General features: G+C 70.9%; 14 protein-coding genes and 1 riboswitch. Of the genes, 9 read left to right on the top strand and 5 right to left on the bottom strand.

What is annotated here, in order from left to right; all coding sequences use genetic code 11:
* The first annotated feature begins 3 nt into the window (after nt 1-3).
* Nucleotides 4-3,738 (top strand): cobaltochelatase subunit CobN, encoded by a 3,735-nt coding sequence (cobN, locus tag RTW82_RS04485; RefSeq protein ID WP_316924368.1) that lies wholly within the window; start codon nt 4-6, stop codon nt 3,736-3,738.
* Nucleotides 3,739-3,855: 117 nt separating this feature from the next.
* Here cobN and RTW82_RS04480 read toward each other — a convergent pair whose 3' ends face one another.
* Complete coding sequence (locus RTW82_RS04480) at nt 3,856-4,944, bottom strand: 3-deoxy-7-phosphoheptulonate synthase (protein ID WP_316924367.1); 1,089 nt, start codon at nt 4,942-4,944, stop codon at nt 3,856-3,858.
* A gap of 522 nt (nt 4,945-5,466) precedes the next feature.
* On the opposite strand from RTW82_RS04480, the gene RTW82_RS04475 reads away from it, so the two are divergent.
* The 4 genes from RTW82_RS04475 (at nt 5,467) to RTW82_RS04460 (ending at nt 8,926) form a co-directional block, all read left to right on the top strand.
* On the top strand, nt 5,467-6,471 hold the full coding sequence (locus RTW82_RS04475; RefSeq protein ID WP_316924366.1) for an ATP-binding protein: 1,005 nt from the start codon (nt 5,467-5,469) through the stop codon (nt 6,469-6,471).
* Between the two features lie 20 nt (nt 6,472-6,491).
* Nucleotides 6,492-7,124: a vWA domain-containing protein gene (locus tag RTW82_RS04470; protein ID WP_316924365.1), complete on the top strand. Its 633-nt coding sequence runs from the start codon at nt 6,492-6,494 to the stop codon at nt 7,122-7,124.
* A 160-nt stretch (nt 7,125-7,284) separates the two neighbouring features.
* Nucleotides 7,285-7,665: a hypothetical protein gene (locus RTW82_RS04465; protein WP_316924364.1), complete on the top strand. Its 381-nt coding sequence runs from the start codon at nt 7,285-7,287 to the stop codon at nt 7,663-7,665.
* A gap of 118 nt (nt 7,666-7,783) precedes the next feature.
* Nucleotides 7,784-8,926 carry an MFS transporter gene (locus RTW82_RS04460; protein WP_316924363.1) on the top strand — a complete coding sequence of 381 codons (1,143 nt, stop codon included), beginning with the start codon at nt 7,784-7,786 and terminating at the stop codon, nt 8,924-8,926.
* A gap of 24 nt (nt 8,927-8,950) precedes the next feature.
* Here RTW82_RS04460 and RTW82_RS04455 read toward each other — a convergent pair whose 3' ends face one another.
* The 4 genes from RTW82_RS04455 to cbiE are packed head-to-tail and all read right to left on the bottom strand — an operon-like array spanning nt 8,951 to nt 12,736.
* Entirely contained in the window at nt 8,951-9,664 is a 714-nt protein-coding gene (locus RTW82_RS04455; protein WP_316924362.1) for a (2Fe-2S) ferredoxin domain-containing protein, read from the bottom strand.
* Nucleotides 9,661-10,392, bottom strand: coding sequence for a cobalt-precorrin-6A reductase (locus RTW82_RS04450; protein ID WP_316924361.1), 732 nt, complete (start codon nt 10,390-10,392; stop codon nt 9,661-9,663). Before RTW82_RS04450 ends, RTW82_RS04455 begins: the two co-directional genes overlap by 4 nt.
* On the bottom strand, nt 10,389-11,486 hold the full coding sequence (locus tag RTW82_RS04445) for a cobalt-precorrin-5B (C(1))-methyltransferase (protein ID WP_316924360.1): 1,098 nt from the start codon (nt 11,484-11,486) through the stop codon (nt 10,389-10,391). Before RTW82_RS04445 ends, RTW82_RS04450 begins: the two co-directional genes overlap by 4 nt.
* Before the next feature lie 44 nt (nt 11,487-11,530).
* Nucleotides 11,531-12,736 (bottom strand): precorrin-6y C5,15-methyltransferase (decarboxylating) subunit CbiE, encoded by a 1,206-nt coding sequence (gene cbiE, locus RTW82_RS04440; RefSeq protein ID WP_316924359.1) that lies wholly within the window; start codon nt 12,734-12,736, stop codon nt 11,531-11,533.
* Between the two features lie 81 nt (nt 12,737-12,817).
* A riboswitch (cobalamin riboswitch) is annotated at nt 12,818-13,008 on the top strand.
* 84 nt (nt 13,009-13,092) lie between these two features.
* On the opposite strand from cbiE, the gene cobG reads away from it, so the two are divergent.
* The 4 genes from cobG to cobJ are packed head-to-tail and all read left to right on the top strand — an operon-like array spanning nt 13,093 to nt 17,472.
* A complete protein-coding gene (cobG, locus tag RTW82_RS04435; RefSeq protein ID WP_410478754.1) occupies nt 13,093-14,433 on the top strand; it encodes a precorrin-3B synthase in 1,341 nt (446 codons plus the stop codon).
* A complete protein-coding gene (locus tag RTW82_RS04430; protein ID WP_263401584.1) occupies nt 14,430-15,056 on the top strand; it encodes a precorrin-8X methylmutase in 627 nt (208 codons plus the stop codon). The genes cobG and RTW82_RS04430 overlap by 4 nt, the downstream gene beginning before the upstream one ends.
* The gene (locus tag RTW82_RS04425; protein WP_021219621.1) at nt 15,056-15,817 is read left to right on the top strand and encodes a precorrin-2 C(20)-methyltransferase; all 762 of its coding nucleotides are present in this window, start codon (nt 15,056-15,058) and stop codon (nt 15,815-15,817) included. The genes RTW82_RS04430 and RTW82_RS04425 overlap by 1 nt, the downstream gene beginning before the upstream one ends.
* Nucleotides 15,817-17,472 (top strand): precorrin-3B C(17)-methyltransferase, encoded by a 1,656-nt coding sequence (gene cobJ, locus RTW82_RS04420; protein WP_316924357.1) that lies wholly within the window; start codon nt 15,817-15,819, stop codon nt 17,470-17,472. The genes RTW82_RS04425 and cobJ overlap by 1 nt, the downstream gene beginning before the upstream one ends.
* Nucleotides 17,473-17,525: the final 53 nt, after the last annotated feature.

Here is a 17,525-nt window from a genome sequence, read left to right as displayed (position 1 = left end):
GCCATGCACCTGCTGCGCACCCAACCTGGCGGCTTCGTCCCCGACGACGGCATCGCCCACCTGGCCCAGACGCCCGCCGAGCTGGTGATCCTCTGCAGCGGTGATTCGCACCTGGCGCTGCTGGCCGAGGCCGCCCGCGAGCTGCCGGCGGACTACCCCAGCCTGCGCCTGGCCAACCCCATGCAGCTGCAGAACCACGCCTCGGTGGACCTTTATGTCGACGAGGTGCTGCAGCACGCGAAGGTCATCCTCATCTCCGTGCATGGCGGCGTCGGCTACTGGCGCTACGGCATCGAGCAACTGGTGGCCCTGGCCGAGCGCGGCACGCAGCTGATCCTGGTGCCCGGCGACGACCGCCCCGACCCGGAGCTGGCCCGCCTGTGCAGCGTCCCGGAAGAAGACGCCGAGCGCTGCTGGCAGTACTTGCGCCAGGGCGGCCTGGACAACGCCCGCCAGCTGTTCGCCAGCCTCGCCAGCCGCTGCCTGGGCCGCGACTACCCCTGGCAGGCGCCCAGCACCCTGCCCCGCGTTGCCGTGCATCACCCGCACCAGCGCCCTGCTCATCTCGACCACTGGCGCGCCGACTGGCGGGAGGGCCAGCCGGTGGCGGCCCTGCTGTTCTATCGCACCCACCTGCAGGCGGCGAACACCGCCTTCATCGACGCCTTCTGCGAGCGCCTCGCCGCCGTCGGCATCAACCCGCTGCCCATCGCCGTCGCCAGCCTCAAGGAAGCCGAGTGCCTGGCCGTGGTCGAGGACTGGCTGGACGCCGCCGACGCCGAGCTGATCATCAACACCACCGGCTTCGCCCAATCCAACCCCGACTCACCCGGCCAGCGTCCCTTCCGCCGCGACGTGCCGGTGCTGCAGGCCATCTGCTCGCTGGACAACCAGCCGCTCTGGGAAGAGAACCCGCAAGGCCTCGGCCCGCGCGACCTGGCCATGCACATCGCCCTGCCGGAGCTGGACGGGCGCATCATCACCCGCCCCATCAGCTTCAAGGGCCTGGCCTGGCGCAGCGAGCGCAGCCAGAGCGATGTGGTGTGCTACCTGCCCCACCTCGAACGCATGGATTTCGTCGCCGAACTGGCGCGCCGCTGGCTGCTGCTGGGGCGCAAGGCCAACGCCGACAAGCGCGTGGCGCTGATCCTCGCCAACTACCCCACCCGCGACGGCCGCATCGGCAACGGCGTGGGCCTGGACACCCCGGCCGCCGCGCTGAACATCCTCCGCGCCCTGGAGGCCGAGGGTTACCCCCTGGCCGGCCTGCCGGAGAACGGAACGGCACTTATCCACAACCTGCTGGGCGGCGTCAGCAACGACCTCGACAGCCTCGACGCGCGCCCCTGCGCCCAAAGCCTGGCGCTGGACGCCTACCTCGCCTGCTTCGCCCGCCTGCCCGAGGCCAACCAGCGGGCGGTGACGGAGCGCTGGGGCGAACCGCAGCAGGACCCGATGTTCCGCGCCGGGCGCATGATGGTCGCCGGCCTGCGCTTCGGCCTGGCCTTCATCGGCATCCAGCCGGCGCGCGGCTACCAGCTGGACCCGGCGGCCATCTACCACGACGCCGCGCTGGTGCCGCCCCACGGCTACCTGGCCTTCTACTTCTGGCTGCGTGAAGTGTTCGGCGCCGACGCGCTGGTGCACGTCGGCAAGCACGGCAACCTGGAATGGCTGCCGGGCAAGGGCGTCGGCCTCTCCGCCGAGTGCTGGCCGGATGCGGTGATGGGCCCGCTGCCGAACATCTACCCCTTCATCGTCAACGACCCCGGCGAAGGCGCCCAAGCCAAGCGCCGCGCCCAGGCGGTGATCATCGACCACCTGATGCCGCCGCTGACCCGCGCCGAGAACTACGGTCCGCTGCGCGACCTGGAGCGCCTGGCCGACGAGTACTACGACGCCTCGCTGCTGGACCCGCGCCGCGCCGTGCAACTGCGCGGCGAGATCCTCGAACTGGTGAAGGCCACCGCGCTGGACCGCGAGCTGGAGCTGAGCATCAGCGAGGACCCCGAAAGCTGGCTGCCGCAGCTGGACGCCTACCTCTGCGACCTCAAGGAGTCGCAGATCCGCGACGGCCTGCATGTGTTCGGCGAATCCCCCGTCGGCGGCCTGCGCGACGACACCCTGCTGTCCCTGGTGCGCATCCCCCGGGGCGACGGCAAGGGCGCCAACGCCAGCCTGCTGCGTGCGCTCGCCACCGACCTGCAACTGGGCCGCGACCCACTGGACTGCAACTGGGCCGAAGCCTGGGAAGGCCCGCGCCCGGCGCTGCTGGAGCGGGTCAGCGTCGATCCCTGGCGCAGCAACGGCGACACCCGCGAGCGCCTGGAGCTGCTGGCCCTGGAGATGATCCGGGCGACCGATCATCCGCCCGTGGGCCCCGCCAGCGACCTGGTTATCCACAGCCTGCGCCAGGTCGTCGCCCCGACCCTGGACGCCTGCGGTCCCGCCGAGATCGGCGGCGTGCTGGCCGCCCTGGAAGGTCGCTTCGTGCTGCCCGGCCCCAGCGGCGCACCCAGTCGCGGGCGACTCGACACCCTGCCAACCGGGCGCAACTTCTTCACCCTGGATGTGCGCAATCTGCCCACGCCCACCGCCTGGCGCCTGGGCTTCCAGTCCGCCGCCCTGCTGCTGGAACGCCATCTGCAGGACGAGGGCGACCACCTGCGCCAGCTCGGCCTTTCCGTGTGGGGCACCGCCACCATGCGCACCGGCGGCGACGACATCGCCCAGGCCCTGGCGCTGATGGGCGTGCACCCGGTGTGGCAGGCCGGCAGCCAGCGCGTGGAAGACTTCGAAATCCTGCCGCTGTCGCTGCTCGACCGCCCCCGGGTGGACGTGACGCTGCGGGTCTCGGGCTTCTTCCGCGATGCCTTCGCCAACCTCATCCGCCTGTTCGATGCCGCCGTGCAGGCCGTCGCCGAGCTGAACGAGCCCGAGGACATGAACCCCCTGGCCGCGCGGGTAAAACTGGAAAGCGCCCGTCTCGCCGCCGAGGGGCTGGCCGTGGACGATGCGCGGTTGCAGGCCGGCTGGCGCATCTTCGGCGCCCAGCCCGGTGCCTATGGCGCCGGCGTGCAGGGCGCCATCGAGGAGCGCCAATGGCAGGACCGCGCCGAACTGGCCGAGGTGTATTTGAACTGGGGTGGCTACGCCTACGGCGCCCAAGATGCCGGCACACCCGCGCGGGCGCGCTTCGCCCAGCGCCTGGAGCGGCTGCAGGCGGTGCTGCAGAACCAGGATAACCGCGAGCACGACATCCTCGACTCCAACGACTACTACCAGTTCCAGGGCGGCATGCTCGCCGCCGCCGAAACCCTGCGCGGCGAGAAAGTGGCCAGCTACCACGGTGACCACAGCCAGCCGGACCTGCCGCGCATCCGCTCGCTGAAGGAAGAACTCGGCCGCGTGGTGCGCTCGCGCGCCGCCAACCCCAAGTGGATCGCCGGTATGAAGCGCCACGGCTACAAGGGCGCCTTCGAGCTGGCGGCGACCGTGGACTACCTGTTCGCCTTCGACGCCACCAGCGAGCTGATCGACGACCACCAGTACCAACTGCTGGCCGACGCCTACCTGCTGGACGCCGAAACCCGCGACTTCATCCAGCAGCACAACCCCGACGCACTGCGCGATATCGCCGAGCGCCTGGTGGAAGCCCAGCAACGCGGCCTCTGGGAACACCCCGGCGACTACCGCGAAGCCATCGAGAACCTGCTGCTGGATATCGAGGAGCAGTAGCCCCCGGCCTGATGCCCGGTGGGAGCGAATTCATTCGCGATGCTCGTCCATCGGTACGTCGAGGCACCTGTAGGGGCGACTTCAGTCGCCAAGCGGGGCAACGCCCCGCCCCCCCTATCACCCGCGCAACCGCGCCGCCGCCTCCCGCAGGATGCGCTCGGTGCCGTCCCAGCCCAGGCAGCCATCGGTGATGGACACGCCGTAGCGCAGGTCGCAGGACAGCGACTGCGCGCCGTCGAACAGGTGGCTCTCGATCATCACCCCGCGCAGGGCGTCCTGGCCGGCCAGGCGCTGGTCGATCACGTCCGCCAGCACCGCCGGCTGACGCAGCGGGTCCTTGCCGCTGTTGGCATGGCTGCAGTCGACCATGATGCGCGGTGCGATGCCGAGCTTCTCCAGCCCCGCCCGTGCCGCCGCGACACTGGCTGCGTCATGGTTCGGGCCCTGGTGGCCGCCACGCAGCACCAGGTGCGTATCGGCGTTGCCGGCGGTCTGCACCAGCGCCGGGCGGCCCTGGTCGTCGATGCCGAAGTGCTGGTGTGCGTGGGCCGCCGAGCGCATGGCGTCGGTGGCGATGCCGAGGCTGCCGTCGGTACCGTTCTTGAAGCCCACCGGCAGGTCGAGGCCGCTGACCATCTCGCGATGCACCTGGGATTCGCTGGTGCGCGCACCGATGGCGGCCCAGCCCAGCAGGTCATCGAAGTAGCCCGCGGCCAGGGGTTGCAGCAATTCCGTGGCCACCGGCAGCCCCAGTTCGATCATCTGCAGCATCAGCCGGCGGCTGAGGGCCAGGCCGGCCGCCATATCGCCACTGCCATCCAGGTGCGGGTCGTACACCAGCCCCTTCCAGCCCACCGTGGTGCGCGGCTTCTCGACGTAGGCGCGCATCACCAGCAGCAGCTGGTCACTCACCTCCGGCGCCAGCGCGGCAAGGCGGCGGGCGTAGTCGAGGGCGGATTCGGGATCGTGGATGGAACAGGGGCCGACCACCACCAGCAGGCGCGGGTCGTCGCCATCCAGCACCGCGCGCACGGCATCGCGCTGGGCACGGACCTGGCGGGCCAGGGCATCGTGCAGCGGCAGGCGCTGGCGCAATTCGGCGGGAGTGGGCAGCGGTTGGGTGCTGCGCGAGGGGGACGCCAGGCTTTCCAGCGGCAGGGCGTGGAGGGGCTGGGCGGCGATGGGCGATACGGAAACGGAATTCATGACGGGCATCCTCGGCCGGCGCGGTTCGGTCCGCGCGCGGCGCTCTAACTGGGTGTTCGATTCAGGGGTGTGAGTGCGGCGGCGAAGCGGCTAAATCGCCAGTCGGAGTTGCGGTAATAGGTGGCGTAGGTGCGGTAGCTGATCATGGTGCGATCCTCGGATTACGTGCGTTTGGCCTTGTGGGCCCTGGAAAAACAAAAACCCCCGGGCGGGTTGCCGACCGGGGGTTTTGTGGAGCTTTGGTTGGCGACCCTGCTGGAGTGGGCCGCCTGATCAGGTATCAGGCCAGCCCGTGGCTAAACCAATACCCATAGAAATAGCTGGCCGCAGCAGCCACGCGCGCACGTGCCGGGCGTTGGGCCTGGCAAGCGGTGAGCGGAGTGGAAGCGAGGTGCGGCATGACGATCTCCAAAGCGAATGCTGGCCAAATTACTGCATCGCCGGCCGCCGTTCAATCACTGATTTCTATCGGCGCGTTCGGCCTTTCGCTACCATGCCGCGATGCGTTTTCAGGAACCCGTCATGTCCGAGCTCCCCCACTTCCCCTTGAGCGCCGTGGTCGCCGCCGACGAGCTGAAGCTCGCGCTGTACCTGGCAGCCATCGACCCGGCCATCGGCGGTGTGCTGATCGAAGGCCCGCGCGGCATGGCCAAGTCCACCCTGGCCCGGGGCATCGCCGACCTGCTGCCGCAAGGCATCTTCGTCACCCTGCCCCTGGGCGCCAGCGAGGAACGCATCGTCGGCACCCTTGACCTCGACGCGGCCCTGGGCGAAGGCCGTGCGCAGTTCTCCCCCGGCGTGCTGGCCAAGGCCCACGGCGGCGTGCTCTATGTCGACGAGGTGAACCTGCTGCCCGACCACCTGGTGGACCTGCTGCTGGACGTCGCCGCCAGCGGCGTCAACCTGGTGGAGCGCGACGGCCTGTCCCACCACCACGCCGCGCGCTTCGTGCTGATCGGCACCATGAACCCCGAGGAAGGCGAGCTGCGCCCGCAACTGCTGGACCGCTTCGGCCTCAAGGTCACCCTCGATGGCCAGCCGCAACCGGCCGAGCGCGCCGAGATCGTGCGCCGCCGCCTGGCCTTCGACGCCGACCCGCAGGGTTTCATCGCCCAGTGGGACCCCCCGCAGCAGGCCCTCGCGCGCCGTTGCCAGGACGCCCGCGAACGCCTCGCCGCCATCCCCCTGGATGACAGCGCCCTGGACCGGATCGCCCAGCGCTGTTTCGCCGCCGGCGTCGACGGCCTGCGCGCCGACCTGGTGTGGCTGCGCGCCGCCCGCGCCCATGCCGCCTGGCGTGGCGCGCCACGTATCGAGGCGGAGGATATCGACGCCGTCGAGCACTTCGCCCTGGCCCATCGCCGTCGCCACGCAACGCCACCCTCGGCCCCGCCGGCACAATCGCCCGCCTCCGCGCCGGCGCCCAGCGATGCCGCCGGCGCCGAAGGCCAGTGGGGCGAGTTGCCCGCGCACCCCGTGCCCACCGACACCCGACGCGAGCTGCCGGGCTGGCCAAAAAAGCCCTGAGCATCCGCCCGCGCCGGGTCATGGGCGCGGATGCCAGACCAGGCCCCGGGACACTCGCCAACGGCCGCAGCGGCCCGGCCCGTGGCGGGCGCGACGGTGCCATCCAGTGGCTGCCGACCCTGCTGCGCGGCCGCCCGCGCAAGGCTGACGACCTGGTCCGCCGCCCCCGAGGCCAACGCCCCGATGCGCTCTGGCTGGTGCTGGTGGACGCCTCCGCCTCCACCCGCCGCCACGGCGCCCTGTCCCGCGCCAAGGGCCTGCTGGCCGGGCTGTTCGAATCCGCCTACCGCCAGCGCGCCCGCCTCGCCGTGCTCCACGCCACCGGCCGCGAACCGCGCTGGCTGTGGCAGGGCAGCAAGGCCTCGGCGCCACTGCATCAATGGCTCGACGGCCTCGGCGCCGGTGGCGGCACCCCGCTGATCGAGGCCCTGCACCTGGCCCGTGACTGGTTGCAGCGCCGCCAACGACAGAAGCCCGCGGAGCACCAGCGCGTGCTTATCCTCACCGATGGCCGCCTCAAGGACTGGCCCGCCCTGGAGCCGCTGGGCTGCGACACGCTGCTGGTGGATATCGAAGGCGGCCCCATCCGCCTCGGCCGCGCCCGCCAATTGGCCGAGGAACTGGGTGCGGAATACCAGGCGCTGTCGGACTGAGCCGGATGCGCTCGGAATAGGCACCGCTTGGTGGACATAAAGAGCGATGTCCACCCTACCCGCGGGGGAACCCGTGAATGGCATGCGACTTCGGGTGGACCACGCTTTACCGGTCCACCAATGGGAGCCAACTCGGCAAGCACGACAGCAAGGAATGAGCATGAGTAACGACGAACAGTTGCGAGCGGTGGCCGCGTTCCGCCTAGCCGGTGGGTCACGGATGGAGCTGCACCACCTCGACTACGACCTCGACACCCTGACACTGCAGCTTCAGGACCTTGGCACACAGTGGGTGGTGCAGGTCCGTATCTCGGCGGTGGAAGGTTTCCGGATGCTGGATGAAGGCGACCTCTTGGAGTTCTGGCCGCAGTGTTCCGATGGCTGGCTGCACGAGATCACTGCCGGCGGCTGGTTCGATCAGGAGCGCCTTCGCCCGGGTTTCCTCAGTGGCGACCGGGCGCTGAAGGAGTATCTGGTCTCCGGCGTGGACAGGTGCCTGAGCGTCCTGGCCTGGGAAGCCCCCGTCATTCTCCAGGCTTGAGTTTTCCACCGCCCCCCCTGAACCACCCGCGCCCTGGATCGTCCATCAACCAGATGGTCGAACGTCGCCCGCCCCGGGCGCGTGTTAAGGTCCGCCCCTTTTCTTTGCGGAATGCCCGATGAACCAAGCCGTGCCCTGCACCGACAGCTCAGCCACCCGTCTCGCCACGCGCCTGGCGTTCTTCGTCTCCGGCTTTGGCATGGCCTGCTGGGCGCCGCTGGTGCCTTACGCCAAGGCGCGCCTGGGTATCGAGGAGGCGGTGCTGGGGCTGTTGCTGCTGTGCCTGGGGGCCGGCTCGATGCTGTCCATGCCGGTGGCCGGCGTGCTGGCCGGGCGGATCGGCGTACGCCCGGTGATCCTGGTGGGCGGGCTGGGCCTGTGCTGCGCCATGCCGCTGCTGGCCGGTGCCGACTCCAGCCCGGTGCTGGCCCTGGCCCTGGCCTTGTTCGGCGCCTCCCTGGGAGCCATGGACGTGGCGATGAACATCCACGCCGTGGAGGTGGCGAACGACGCACCGGTTCCCTTGATGTCGGGCTTCCACGGCCTGTTCAGCCTCGGCGGCTTCGTCGGTTCCCTCGGCATGACCGGGCTGCTGGCCGCCGGGCTGGCACCGCTGCCGGCGATTCTCGTCGCCCTGCTGGTGGTCATCCTCGGGCTCGCCCTCGCGGCACCACGCCTGTTGCGCACCCGCTCGGGCAGCGAAGGGCCGCTGTTCGTGCTGCCGCGCGGGATCGTTCTGCTACTGGGGGCGCTGACCTTCGCCATGTTCCTGGCCGAGGGCGCGCTGCTGGACTGGGGCGCCATCCTGCTGGTGGAAACCCGCCAGTTCGACCCAGCCCAGGCAGGGATCGGCTACGCACTGTTCTCCCTGGCGATGCTCAGCGGCCGGCTGACGGGCGACCGGGTGATCGCCCGCCTGGGAGAGTACCGCGTGCTGGTGGGCGGCGGCCTGCTGGCCACGGCCGGCTTCGCGCTGATGCTGCTGGCACCGCACACCGCTCTGGCGCTGGCGGGTTTCCTGCTGGTCGGGCTGGGCGCGGCCAATATTGTGCCAGTGCTGTTCACCGCCGCCGGCCGCCAGAGCGCCATGCCGCCCAACCTCGCGGTGGCCGCCGTGACCACCGTCGGCTACGCCGGCGTACTCGCCGGGCCTGCGCTGGTGGGCTTCGTCGCCCAGGGCCTGGGCCTGGTCACGGCCTTCATGATCCTCGGCGCGCTGATGCTCTCGGCACCGCTGACGGCGGGGCGTTTCGCGCGGTGAAAAGCCAGAAAAACTGAAACCAGATCAACCGCCCGCGTGGGTCAGCATCTCCGGCACCGCCCGTTCTTCGACTATTCGTTCCTGCACCCAGCGCAGCACCTCCGCTTCATCGCGGATGCGGTACCACTCGCCTTCCGGGTAGAGGCTGGCAGTGGGGCCGAGGTCGCAGGGGAACTGGCATTGGGTGCGGGTGATGTGCACGCCGCCTTCGCACTCCAGCTTGCCGGCGGCCTTGAGGGTCTCGCGCAGTTTCTTCCACAGCGGCAGCGCACCACGGCGGGTGCAGCGCGGGCCGTTGCACAGCAGCAGGCGGCGGGCGTGGGGCGGGATGCAGGACCAGGCGTGGCTGCCCGGCAGCTCCGGCACGCCGACGCAGGCCAGGTGCACCTCGCTGCGCTCGACCAGAGCGACGGCGGCGCCGGCCGGGTCGCTGTCGTATTGGCCCAGCAGGCTGGCGACGAAGAGTTGCTCGGGGGCGTCGAGGCGACCCATTTCGCTGCGCAGCCAGTCGAGGTGTTGAGCGGTTGATTCCGGGTCGAGGTCGATCACCAGCAGCGGGCGCGGGCTGGCCTGCACGGCGCTCAACAGTGCATCGAGGCCGGCGCCGGTGTCGACGATGTCGGCGAGTGCCGCCTCACCACGCAGGGCGCTCAGTTGGCGGCGGAACAGCTCGGCGAAGGAGCCGGTATCGAGATCGGGCCCGGCGAACAACACGCGAGCGTAGGAAGTAGCGGTCATGGTGTTTCCAGGTAGGGGACGAGGGCCTGCCAGAGGCCATCGAGCGAGTCGAATTCACGGGTGACGGGGGGCAGCTCGGGGCGCTTGAGGATCAGCACCGGCAGGCCACGCTCGCGGGCCACCTGCAGCTTGGGTTCGGTGGACTGGCTGCCGCTGTTCTTGCTGATCAGCACGTCGCTGCGCAGCCGATCGAACAACGCGCGCTCCTCATCCAGGGCGAAGGGGCCACGGGCACCGATCACCTCGAAGCGCTCACCGGGCGCCTGGCTTTGCAGGCAGCGCACCGTCCAGTGTTGGTGGGCGGGGATTTCACCCAGGTGCTCCAGGGGTTCGCGGCCAAGGGTGAAGAAGGGGCGTTGGAAAGCGGCCAGGGCGTCGAGCAGCTCGGCCCAATCAGCAACCTCGCGCCAATCGTCACCCTCGCCGGCGCGCCAGCCGGGGCGACGCAATGCCCAGCAGGGCACGCCAGCAAGCTCGGCAGCGCGGGCGGCGTTGTGGCTGATCTGTGCGGCATAGGGATGGGTGGCGTCGAGCAGCAGGCCGATGCCGTTGTCCTCGATGTAGCGCGCCAGCCCCTCGGCACCGCCGTAGCCGCCGACGCGCACCTGGCAGCTCAGGTCGGCCGGCACCTTGCCGAGGCCGGCGAGGCTGTAGGTGTGTTCGGGGCCCAGGCGCCGGGCCAGGGCCAGGGCCTCGGTGACCCCGCCCAGCAGCAGGATGCGTGTCATGGGTGCTCCAGGGCCTGGCCCACCAGGTTGCCCTGGCGGTCGATGGCGAAGACTTCCAGGCTGACGCCGGCGGGTACGGTACGACGGGCGAAGGCCAGGGCGTGGGCGCAGACCGTATCGCCCAGGGGCACCCCGGCGGCGTGGGCCAGCGCCAGTGCCTGCTGGCTGGTGTTGGCGCCGCGCATGGCGTCCTGCAGCTCGGCATCGGCGCCCAGGCCGGCGGCCCATTCGGCGAGCAGTGGCAGGTCGATGCTGGAGCTGCGGCTGTGCAGGTCCATATGGCCGGCGGCGAGCTTGCTGATCTTGCCGAAGCCACCGCAGAGGCTGAGCTTTTCCACCGGTGCCTTGCGCAGGTGCTTGAGCACGGCGCCGGCGAAGTCGCCCATCTCGATCAGCGCGGTGTCGTCGAAACCATAGCGGTGGCGCATGGCGTCCTCGCTGGCGTTGCCGGTGCAGGCGGCCAGGTGGGTGAAGCCGTTGGCGCGGGCGACGTCGATGCCCTGGTGGATGGAGGCGATATAGGCCGAGCAGGAGAAGGGCCGGACGATGCCGGTGGTGCCAAGGATCGACAGGCCACCGAGGATGCCCAGGCGCGGGTTCATGGTTTTCAGCGCCAGCTCGGCGCCGCCCTGCACGCAGACGGTGACCTCGAAGCCGCCGGCGTGACCGCGCTCCTGGGCCAGGCTCGTGAGGTGCTCGGTCATCATCCGCCGTGGCACCGGGTTGATCGCCGGCTCGCCCACCGCCTGGGTCAGGCCCGGTTTGGTGACGGTGCCGACGCCGGGCCCGGCATGGAAGCGCACCCCCGGCTCGGCGGCCAGGCGCACCTGGGCGTAGATCAGCGCGCCGTGGGTCACGTCCGGGTCATCGCCGGCATCCTTCAGGGTGCCCGCCTCGGCGCCACCCTCGATCAGGCGGCAGAACTCCAGGCGCATAAGCACCTGCTGGCCCTTGGGCAGGACGATCTCCACCGCATCGCTCGCCGCGCCGCCCAGCAACAGGCGCGCCGCCGCCAGGCTGGTGGCGGTGGCACAACTGCCGGTGGTGTAGCCGCTGCGCAGGGGCGCCGGCTGTTCGGGGGTTTCGTCACGCATGGCGGGGTCGTGCAGGGCAGGACTCGGCGGCGCTCGGCGCCAACCTAGGCATCCTTGAGCACCTCGAGCAGGGTGATGGGCAGTGCCGAGCGCCAGGTGTCGAACCCGCCCAGGGGCTGGGCCTGGGCGATGGCGATGCGGGTCAGCTCGCCGCCATGGGCTTCGCGGAAGGCCACCAGCACCGCCTCGCTCTGCAGGGTCACGGCATTGGCCACCAGGCGGCCGCCAGGCTTGAGCTGGCTCCAGCACCGCTCCAGCACGCCGGGTTCGGTGACGCCGCCGCCGATGAACACCGCATCGGGCGCGGGCAGGCCGTCGAGGGCGGTGGGGGCCTGGCCGGCCACCAGATGCAGGCCGGGCACGCCGAGGGCGTCGCGGTTGTGGCGGATGTGCGCCTGGCGGCCCTCGTCGGCTTCGACGGCGATGGCGCGGCAGGTGGGATGGGCGCGCATCCATTCGATGCCGATGGAGCCGCTGCCGGCGCCCACGTCCCAGAGCAGTTGCCCGGGTTGCGGCGCCAGGCGCGCGAGGGTGATGGCGCGAACGTCGCGCTTGGTCAGTTGGCCGTCGTGGCGATAGGCGTCATCGGGCAGGCCGCAGGTGAGCGGCAGACGCCGGGCCTGTTCGCCGGCGCGGCAGTCGATGGCCACCAGGTTGAGGGCGGCGACCTCCATGGCCGGCCACTCGCTGGCGATGCCGTCGATGCGCCGCTCGGCCGGACCGCCCAGGTGCTCCAGCACGGTCATGGCGCTGGGGCCAAAGCCGCGTTCGTTCAGCAGGCCAGCGATGGCCGCGGGGCTTGCACCGTCGTTACTCAGCACCAGCAGGCGTGCGCCGTCATGCAGGTGCAGGTTGAGTGCAGCGAGGGGCCGCGCCACCAGGGAGACCAGGGTGGTGTCCTGCAACGGCCAGCCCAGGCGCGCGGCAGCCAGGGAGGTGGACGAGGGCGCGGGTAGCACACGCAGCTCGTCGGCAGGCAACTGCCGCGCCAGGCTGGCGCCGACGCCGAACAGCATCGGGTCACCGCTGGCCAGCACGCAGACCGGCGCGCCACGGCGTTGCAGCAGCGGCTCCAGGGAGAAGGGGCTGGGCCAGGCCGTGCGCTGGGCGCGAATGCAATGGGGCAGCAATTCCAGCTGGCGCGGGGCGCCCACCACCTCCTCGGCGGCCAGCAGCGCATGGCGCGCGGCCTTGCCCAGGCCGGCGTAGCCGTCCTCGCCTATCCCCACCAGCGTCAGCCAGGGCTGCATGCGTTTTTCCTCGTATCCGACCGTGCCGCGTCCGTTGGGCATCCGACAACCAGCCGCATCCCACAGCCGCGCAAAGCGGGCATAATAGCGCCCTTCACCGGTTGCCGGAGCGCCCACTGCGCCCGGCCTAAGAGGGAACACGGTCCACGCCGTGGCTGCCCCCGCAACTGTATGCAGCGAGTTCTCGCGATCCGTGCCACTGGGAAACCGGGAAGGCCGCGACGGACACTGACCTGCCAGCCAGGAGACCTGCCGGTGACACCAGTCGCGTGTGCACGCATCGAGCGGGGTGTCTCGGTGCCAGGGTTCCCCGTGCGGGGAACACGGTCGCCGCGGCAACTGACCCGGTGACCACGGTGAAACAGGCTCCCTCCAGCGCTCCATCCGTCCGCCCCTCGGCCTGCCCGGGGTTGCTGCGTATCGTCCCGGCGAAGGATGGCGGCATCTGCCGCATCAAGCTGCCCTGCGGTCGCCTGCAGGCCGGCACGGCCGAAGCCCTGTCGATCGCCGCCCATGGCCATTCCGGCGGCGTGCTGGAAGCCACCAACCGCGCCAACCTGCAGATCCGTGGCGTGACCCCGGGCAACGAACAGGCGCTGATCACCGAGCTGCTGGCCATCGGCCTGGGCGCCGCCACACCGGGCGCGGACGATGTGCGCAACCTGATGGTCAGCCCCGCCGCCGGGCTCGACCCGCAGGCGCTGCAGGACATCCGCCCCCTGGCCACGCGCCTGCTGGCCCTGCTGGAAGACAACTCGCGCTTCCACGTGCTTTCGCCGAAGTTCGCCCTGCTGCTGGACGGCGGCGAAGCCCTGGCGATGCTCGACCACCCCAACGACATCTGGCTGGCCGCCATGGAGCCCGGCAAGGACGGCCTGTTCGCCTTCGGCCTGGCCGGCTGCCCGCCCCGCGAAACCGGCGACGCCCCCGCCCTGGCGGCGGTACCCGGCGCCCGGGTGCCGGCCCTGGTGGAGGCGCTGCTGGACCTGTTCCTCGAATTGGCCACGCCGCAGCAGGCCCGCATGCGCGACCTGCTCGGCAGCCTCGGCGCCGAGCGCTTGCTGGCCGAACTGCGCCAGCGCCTGCCCTTCCCGCTGCACGACGCGGGCAACTGGCGCCGCGCTGCCAGCGACCTGCGCCCCGTCGGCGTGCTGCCGCAACTGCAGGCCGGCCTGTACCTGGTGGGCGCCATCCCGCCCCTGGGGCGCCTGCAGGCCAGCCAATTGCTGACCCTCGCCGAACTGGCCCAGCGCCACGGCGACGGCAGCCTGCACATGACCCCCTGGCAATCCGTGCTGCTGCCCAACGTGCCGGGGCAGGAAACTGCTCCGTTGCTGGCCGAGCTCGCGGCCCTGGGCCTGTACACCGATATCGACGCGCCCCTGGCGCGCATCCAGGCCTGCACCGGTTCCGCCGGTTGCGCCAAGGGCCTGGCCGACACCAAAGCCGACGCCCTGACCCTGGCCGCCGTGCTGCCCGACGGTGCCCAGGTGCACCTGTGCGGCTGCCCGCGCTCCTGCGCCGCCGCCAACGTGGCGCCGCTGACCCTGCTGGCCACGGGCGACGGCCACTACGACCTCTATCGACGCGACGACGGCGCCGGTGGCTTCGGCCGCCCGCTGGCGCGCGACCTGGACATACACGCGGCGGCCGCCTGGCTGGCCGCCACGCCTGACAGCTGGAGCTCCACCGAATGATCGATTACATCCGCGATGGTCAGGAGATCTATCGCCACTCCTTCTCCATCATCCGCGCCGAGGCGGACCTCACCGCCATCCCGCCGGACCTGGAGAAGCTCGCCGTGCGCGTGATCCACGCCTGCGGCATGGTCGACGTGGTGCAGGACCTGCGCTTCTCCCCCGGTGCCGGTGCCGCCGGCCGTGCCGCCATCGCCGCTGGCGCGCCGATTCTCTGTGATGCACGCATGGTGGCCGAGGGCGTGACCCGCGCGCGCCTGCCGGCGGACAACAAGGTCATCTGCACCCTCAACGATGCCGGCGTGCCGGAGCTGGCCCGCGAGCTGGGCAATACCCGTTCGGCGGTGGCACTGGAGCATTGGCGCGAACACCTGGAAGGCAGCGTGGTGGTGATCGGCAACGCACCCACCGCGCTCTTCTACCTGCTGGAGATGCTCGATGCCGGCGCGCCGAAGCCGGCACTGATCCTCGGCTTCCCGGTGGGCTTCGTCGGCGCGGCTGAATCCAAGGACATGCTCGCCGCCGACAGCCGTGGCGTGCCCTACGTGATCGTGCGTGGTCGTCGTGGCGGCAGCGCGATGGCGGCGGCGGCGATCAACGCCCTGGCCACGGAGGTAGAGTGATGGGTGCGCAGGAACATTCCGGCAAAGGCCGGCTGATCGGCCTGGGCGTGGGCCCCGGCGACCCCGAACTCATCACCCTCAAGGCCCTGCGCCTGCTGCAGTCGGCCCCAGTAGTCGGCTACTTCGTGGCCAAGGCGAAGGCCAACCTGGGCCAGGGCGGCAATGCCTTCGGCATCATCGAGCAGCACCTGGTGGAGTCGCAGCTGCGCATGCCCCTGGTTTACCCGGTGACCACCGAGAAGCTGGAGCCGCCGCTTTCCTACGAGGATGTGATCAGCGACTTCTACGACACCGCCGCCCAGCAGGTGGCCCAGCACCTGGACGCCGGCCGCGACGTGGCGGTGATCTGCGAGGGCGACCCGTTCTTCTACGGCTCCTACATGTACCTGCACGACCGCCTGGCCGAGCGCTACGAGGCCGAAGTGGTTCCGGGCGTGTGCTCCATGCTGGGCAGCGCCGCGGTGCTCGGCGTGCCGCTGGTGTACCGCAACCAGAGCCTTTCGGTGCTCTCCGGCGTGCTGCCGGAAGCGGAGCTGAAGGCGCGCCTGGCGGACGCCGAGGCGGCGGTGGTGATGAAGCTCGGGCGCAACTTCGACAAGGTGCGCCGGGTGCTCGGCGAGCTGGGCCTGGATGGCCGTGCCCATTACGTGGAGCGCGCCACCATGGGCAACCAACGCATCCTGCCGCTGCACGAGGTGGACCCGATGGCCTCGCCCTACTTCTCCATGATCCTGGTCCCCGGCCAGAAGTGGAGAGGGTGATGGACGCGCGCAAGGCCCCGGCCATCCTGCTGCTCGGCCAGGGCGGCCTGCCCGTAGCCCGACGCATCCAGGCGCTTTATCCACAGGCCCGCGTGCTCGGCCTGGCCGGGCGCGTGGAAGACGCCGACGAAACCTACACCGAGTTCGGCGAGACCCTGCGCGGGCTCTACCGCGACGACAGGCCGATCATCGCCCTGTGCGCCGCCGGCATCCTTATCCGCAGCCTCGCCTCGCAACTGGCCAGCAAGGGCGCCGAGCCGCCGGTGCTGGCCGTGGCCGAGGACGGCAGCGCGGTGGTGCCGCTGCTGGGCGGGCTCGGCGGGGTCAACCGCATGGCCCGCGAGATCGCCGCGCAGCTGGAGGTGGCCCCGGCCATCACCACCAGCGGCGAACTGCGCTTCGGCACCTGCCTGCTGGAACCGCCAGCCGGCTATGCCCTGGCCGATATCGAGCAGGGCAAGCGCTTCGTCTCCGACCTGCTGGGCGGCGAGCCCGTCCGCGTCGAGGGCGAGGCGCCCTGGCTGGAGAGCGCCAACCTGCCCCTGGCGGAACAGGCGCAGCGGGTTATCCACATCACCGCCGAGCAACGTCCCGATGCCGGTGACGAGCTGCTGATCCACCCCCGCGTGGTGGCGGTACGCATCGACGAGGCTGCGGACGCCAGCGTCGTGCTCCGAACCCTCACCGATGCCAAGCTGGCCAAGGACGCCCTCGCCTGCCTGCTGGCCGACCCCGAGCGCATGACCGACACCACGCTGGCCGCCTGCGCCGACGAACTCGGCGTGCCATTGCGCTTCGTGGTCAACGAACAGGCACTGCCGCCCCTGCACCAGCACCTCTCCGGCGTCCGCCTGTACCGCGCGGAGCGGCCGCTGGATGTGGAGCGCATCGGCCAGCGCCGTGGCCGCCTGACGGTGGTAGGCCTGGGCCCGGGCGCCGCCGAGTTCATGGTCCCGGCCACGCGCCGCGCCCTGGACGAGGCCGAGGACCTGCTGGGCTACGAGACCTACATCCGCATGGCCGGGCCCTTCCGTCCCGAGCAGGTGGTGCACTGCACCGACAACCGCGAGGAGCTGCAACGCGCCCGCCACGCCTTCGAGCTGGCCGCCAGCGGGCGCCGGGTGGTGGTGGTGTCCTCGGGTGATCCGGGCGTGTTCGCCATGGCCGCCGCCGTGCTCGAAGCCCTGGACGACAACCGCGACCCGCACTGGCAACGGGTGGAGCTGCAGGTGTTCCCCGGCGTCTCCGCCGCCCTGGCCACTGCCGCCAAGGCCGGTGCGCCCCTGGGCCACGACTTCTGCCTGATCTCGCTCTCGGACAACCTCAAGCCCTGGGAAGTGATCGAGCAGCGCCTCGACCACGCCGGCGCCGCCGACCTGGCCATGGCCTTCTACAACCCCATTTCCAAGGCTCGCCCCTGGCAGCTGGCCCGCGCACTGGAAATCGTCGCCCGCCACCGCCGCCCGGAAACAGTGGTGGTCCTGGGCCGCGACATCGGCCGCCCGGCCGAGGCGTTGACGCTTACCAGCCTCGGCGAGCTGCGCCCGGAACAGGTGGACATGCGCACCCTGGTGATCATCGGTTCGTCACTGACCCGGCGCATTCCCCGCCCCAACGGCCAGGACTGGGTGTACACCCCGCGCTGGTATCGCTGAGGCGGCACCAGCACCTGGCAGGACGCGAAGCAAGGGCGGACGGTTCGGCATGA

This window comes from Pseudomonas sp. zfem005 (assembly GCF_032621735.1).
Classification (GTDB): domain Bacteria; phylum Pseudomonadota; class Gammaproteobacteria; order Pseudomonadales; family Pseudomonadaceae; genus Metapseudomonas; species Metapseudomonas solani.
The sequence above is the reverse complement of the archived record's forward strand: the minus strand, read 5'-3'. Positions and strand labels throughout refer to the sequence as shown.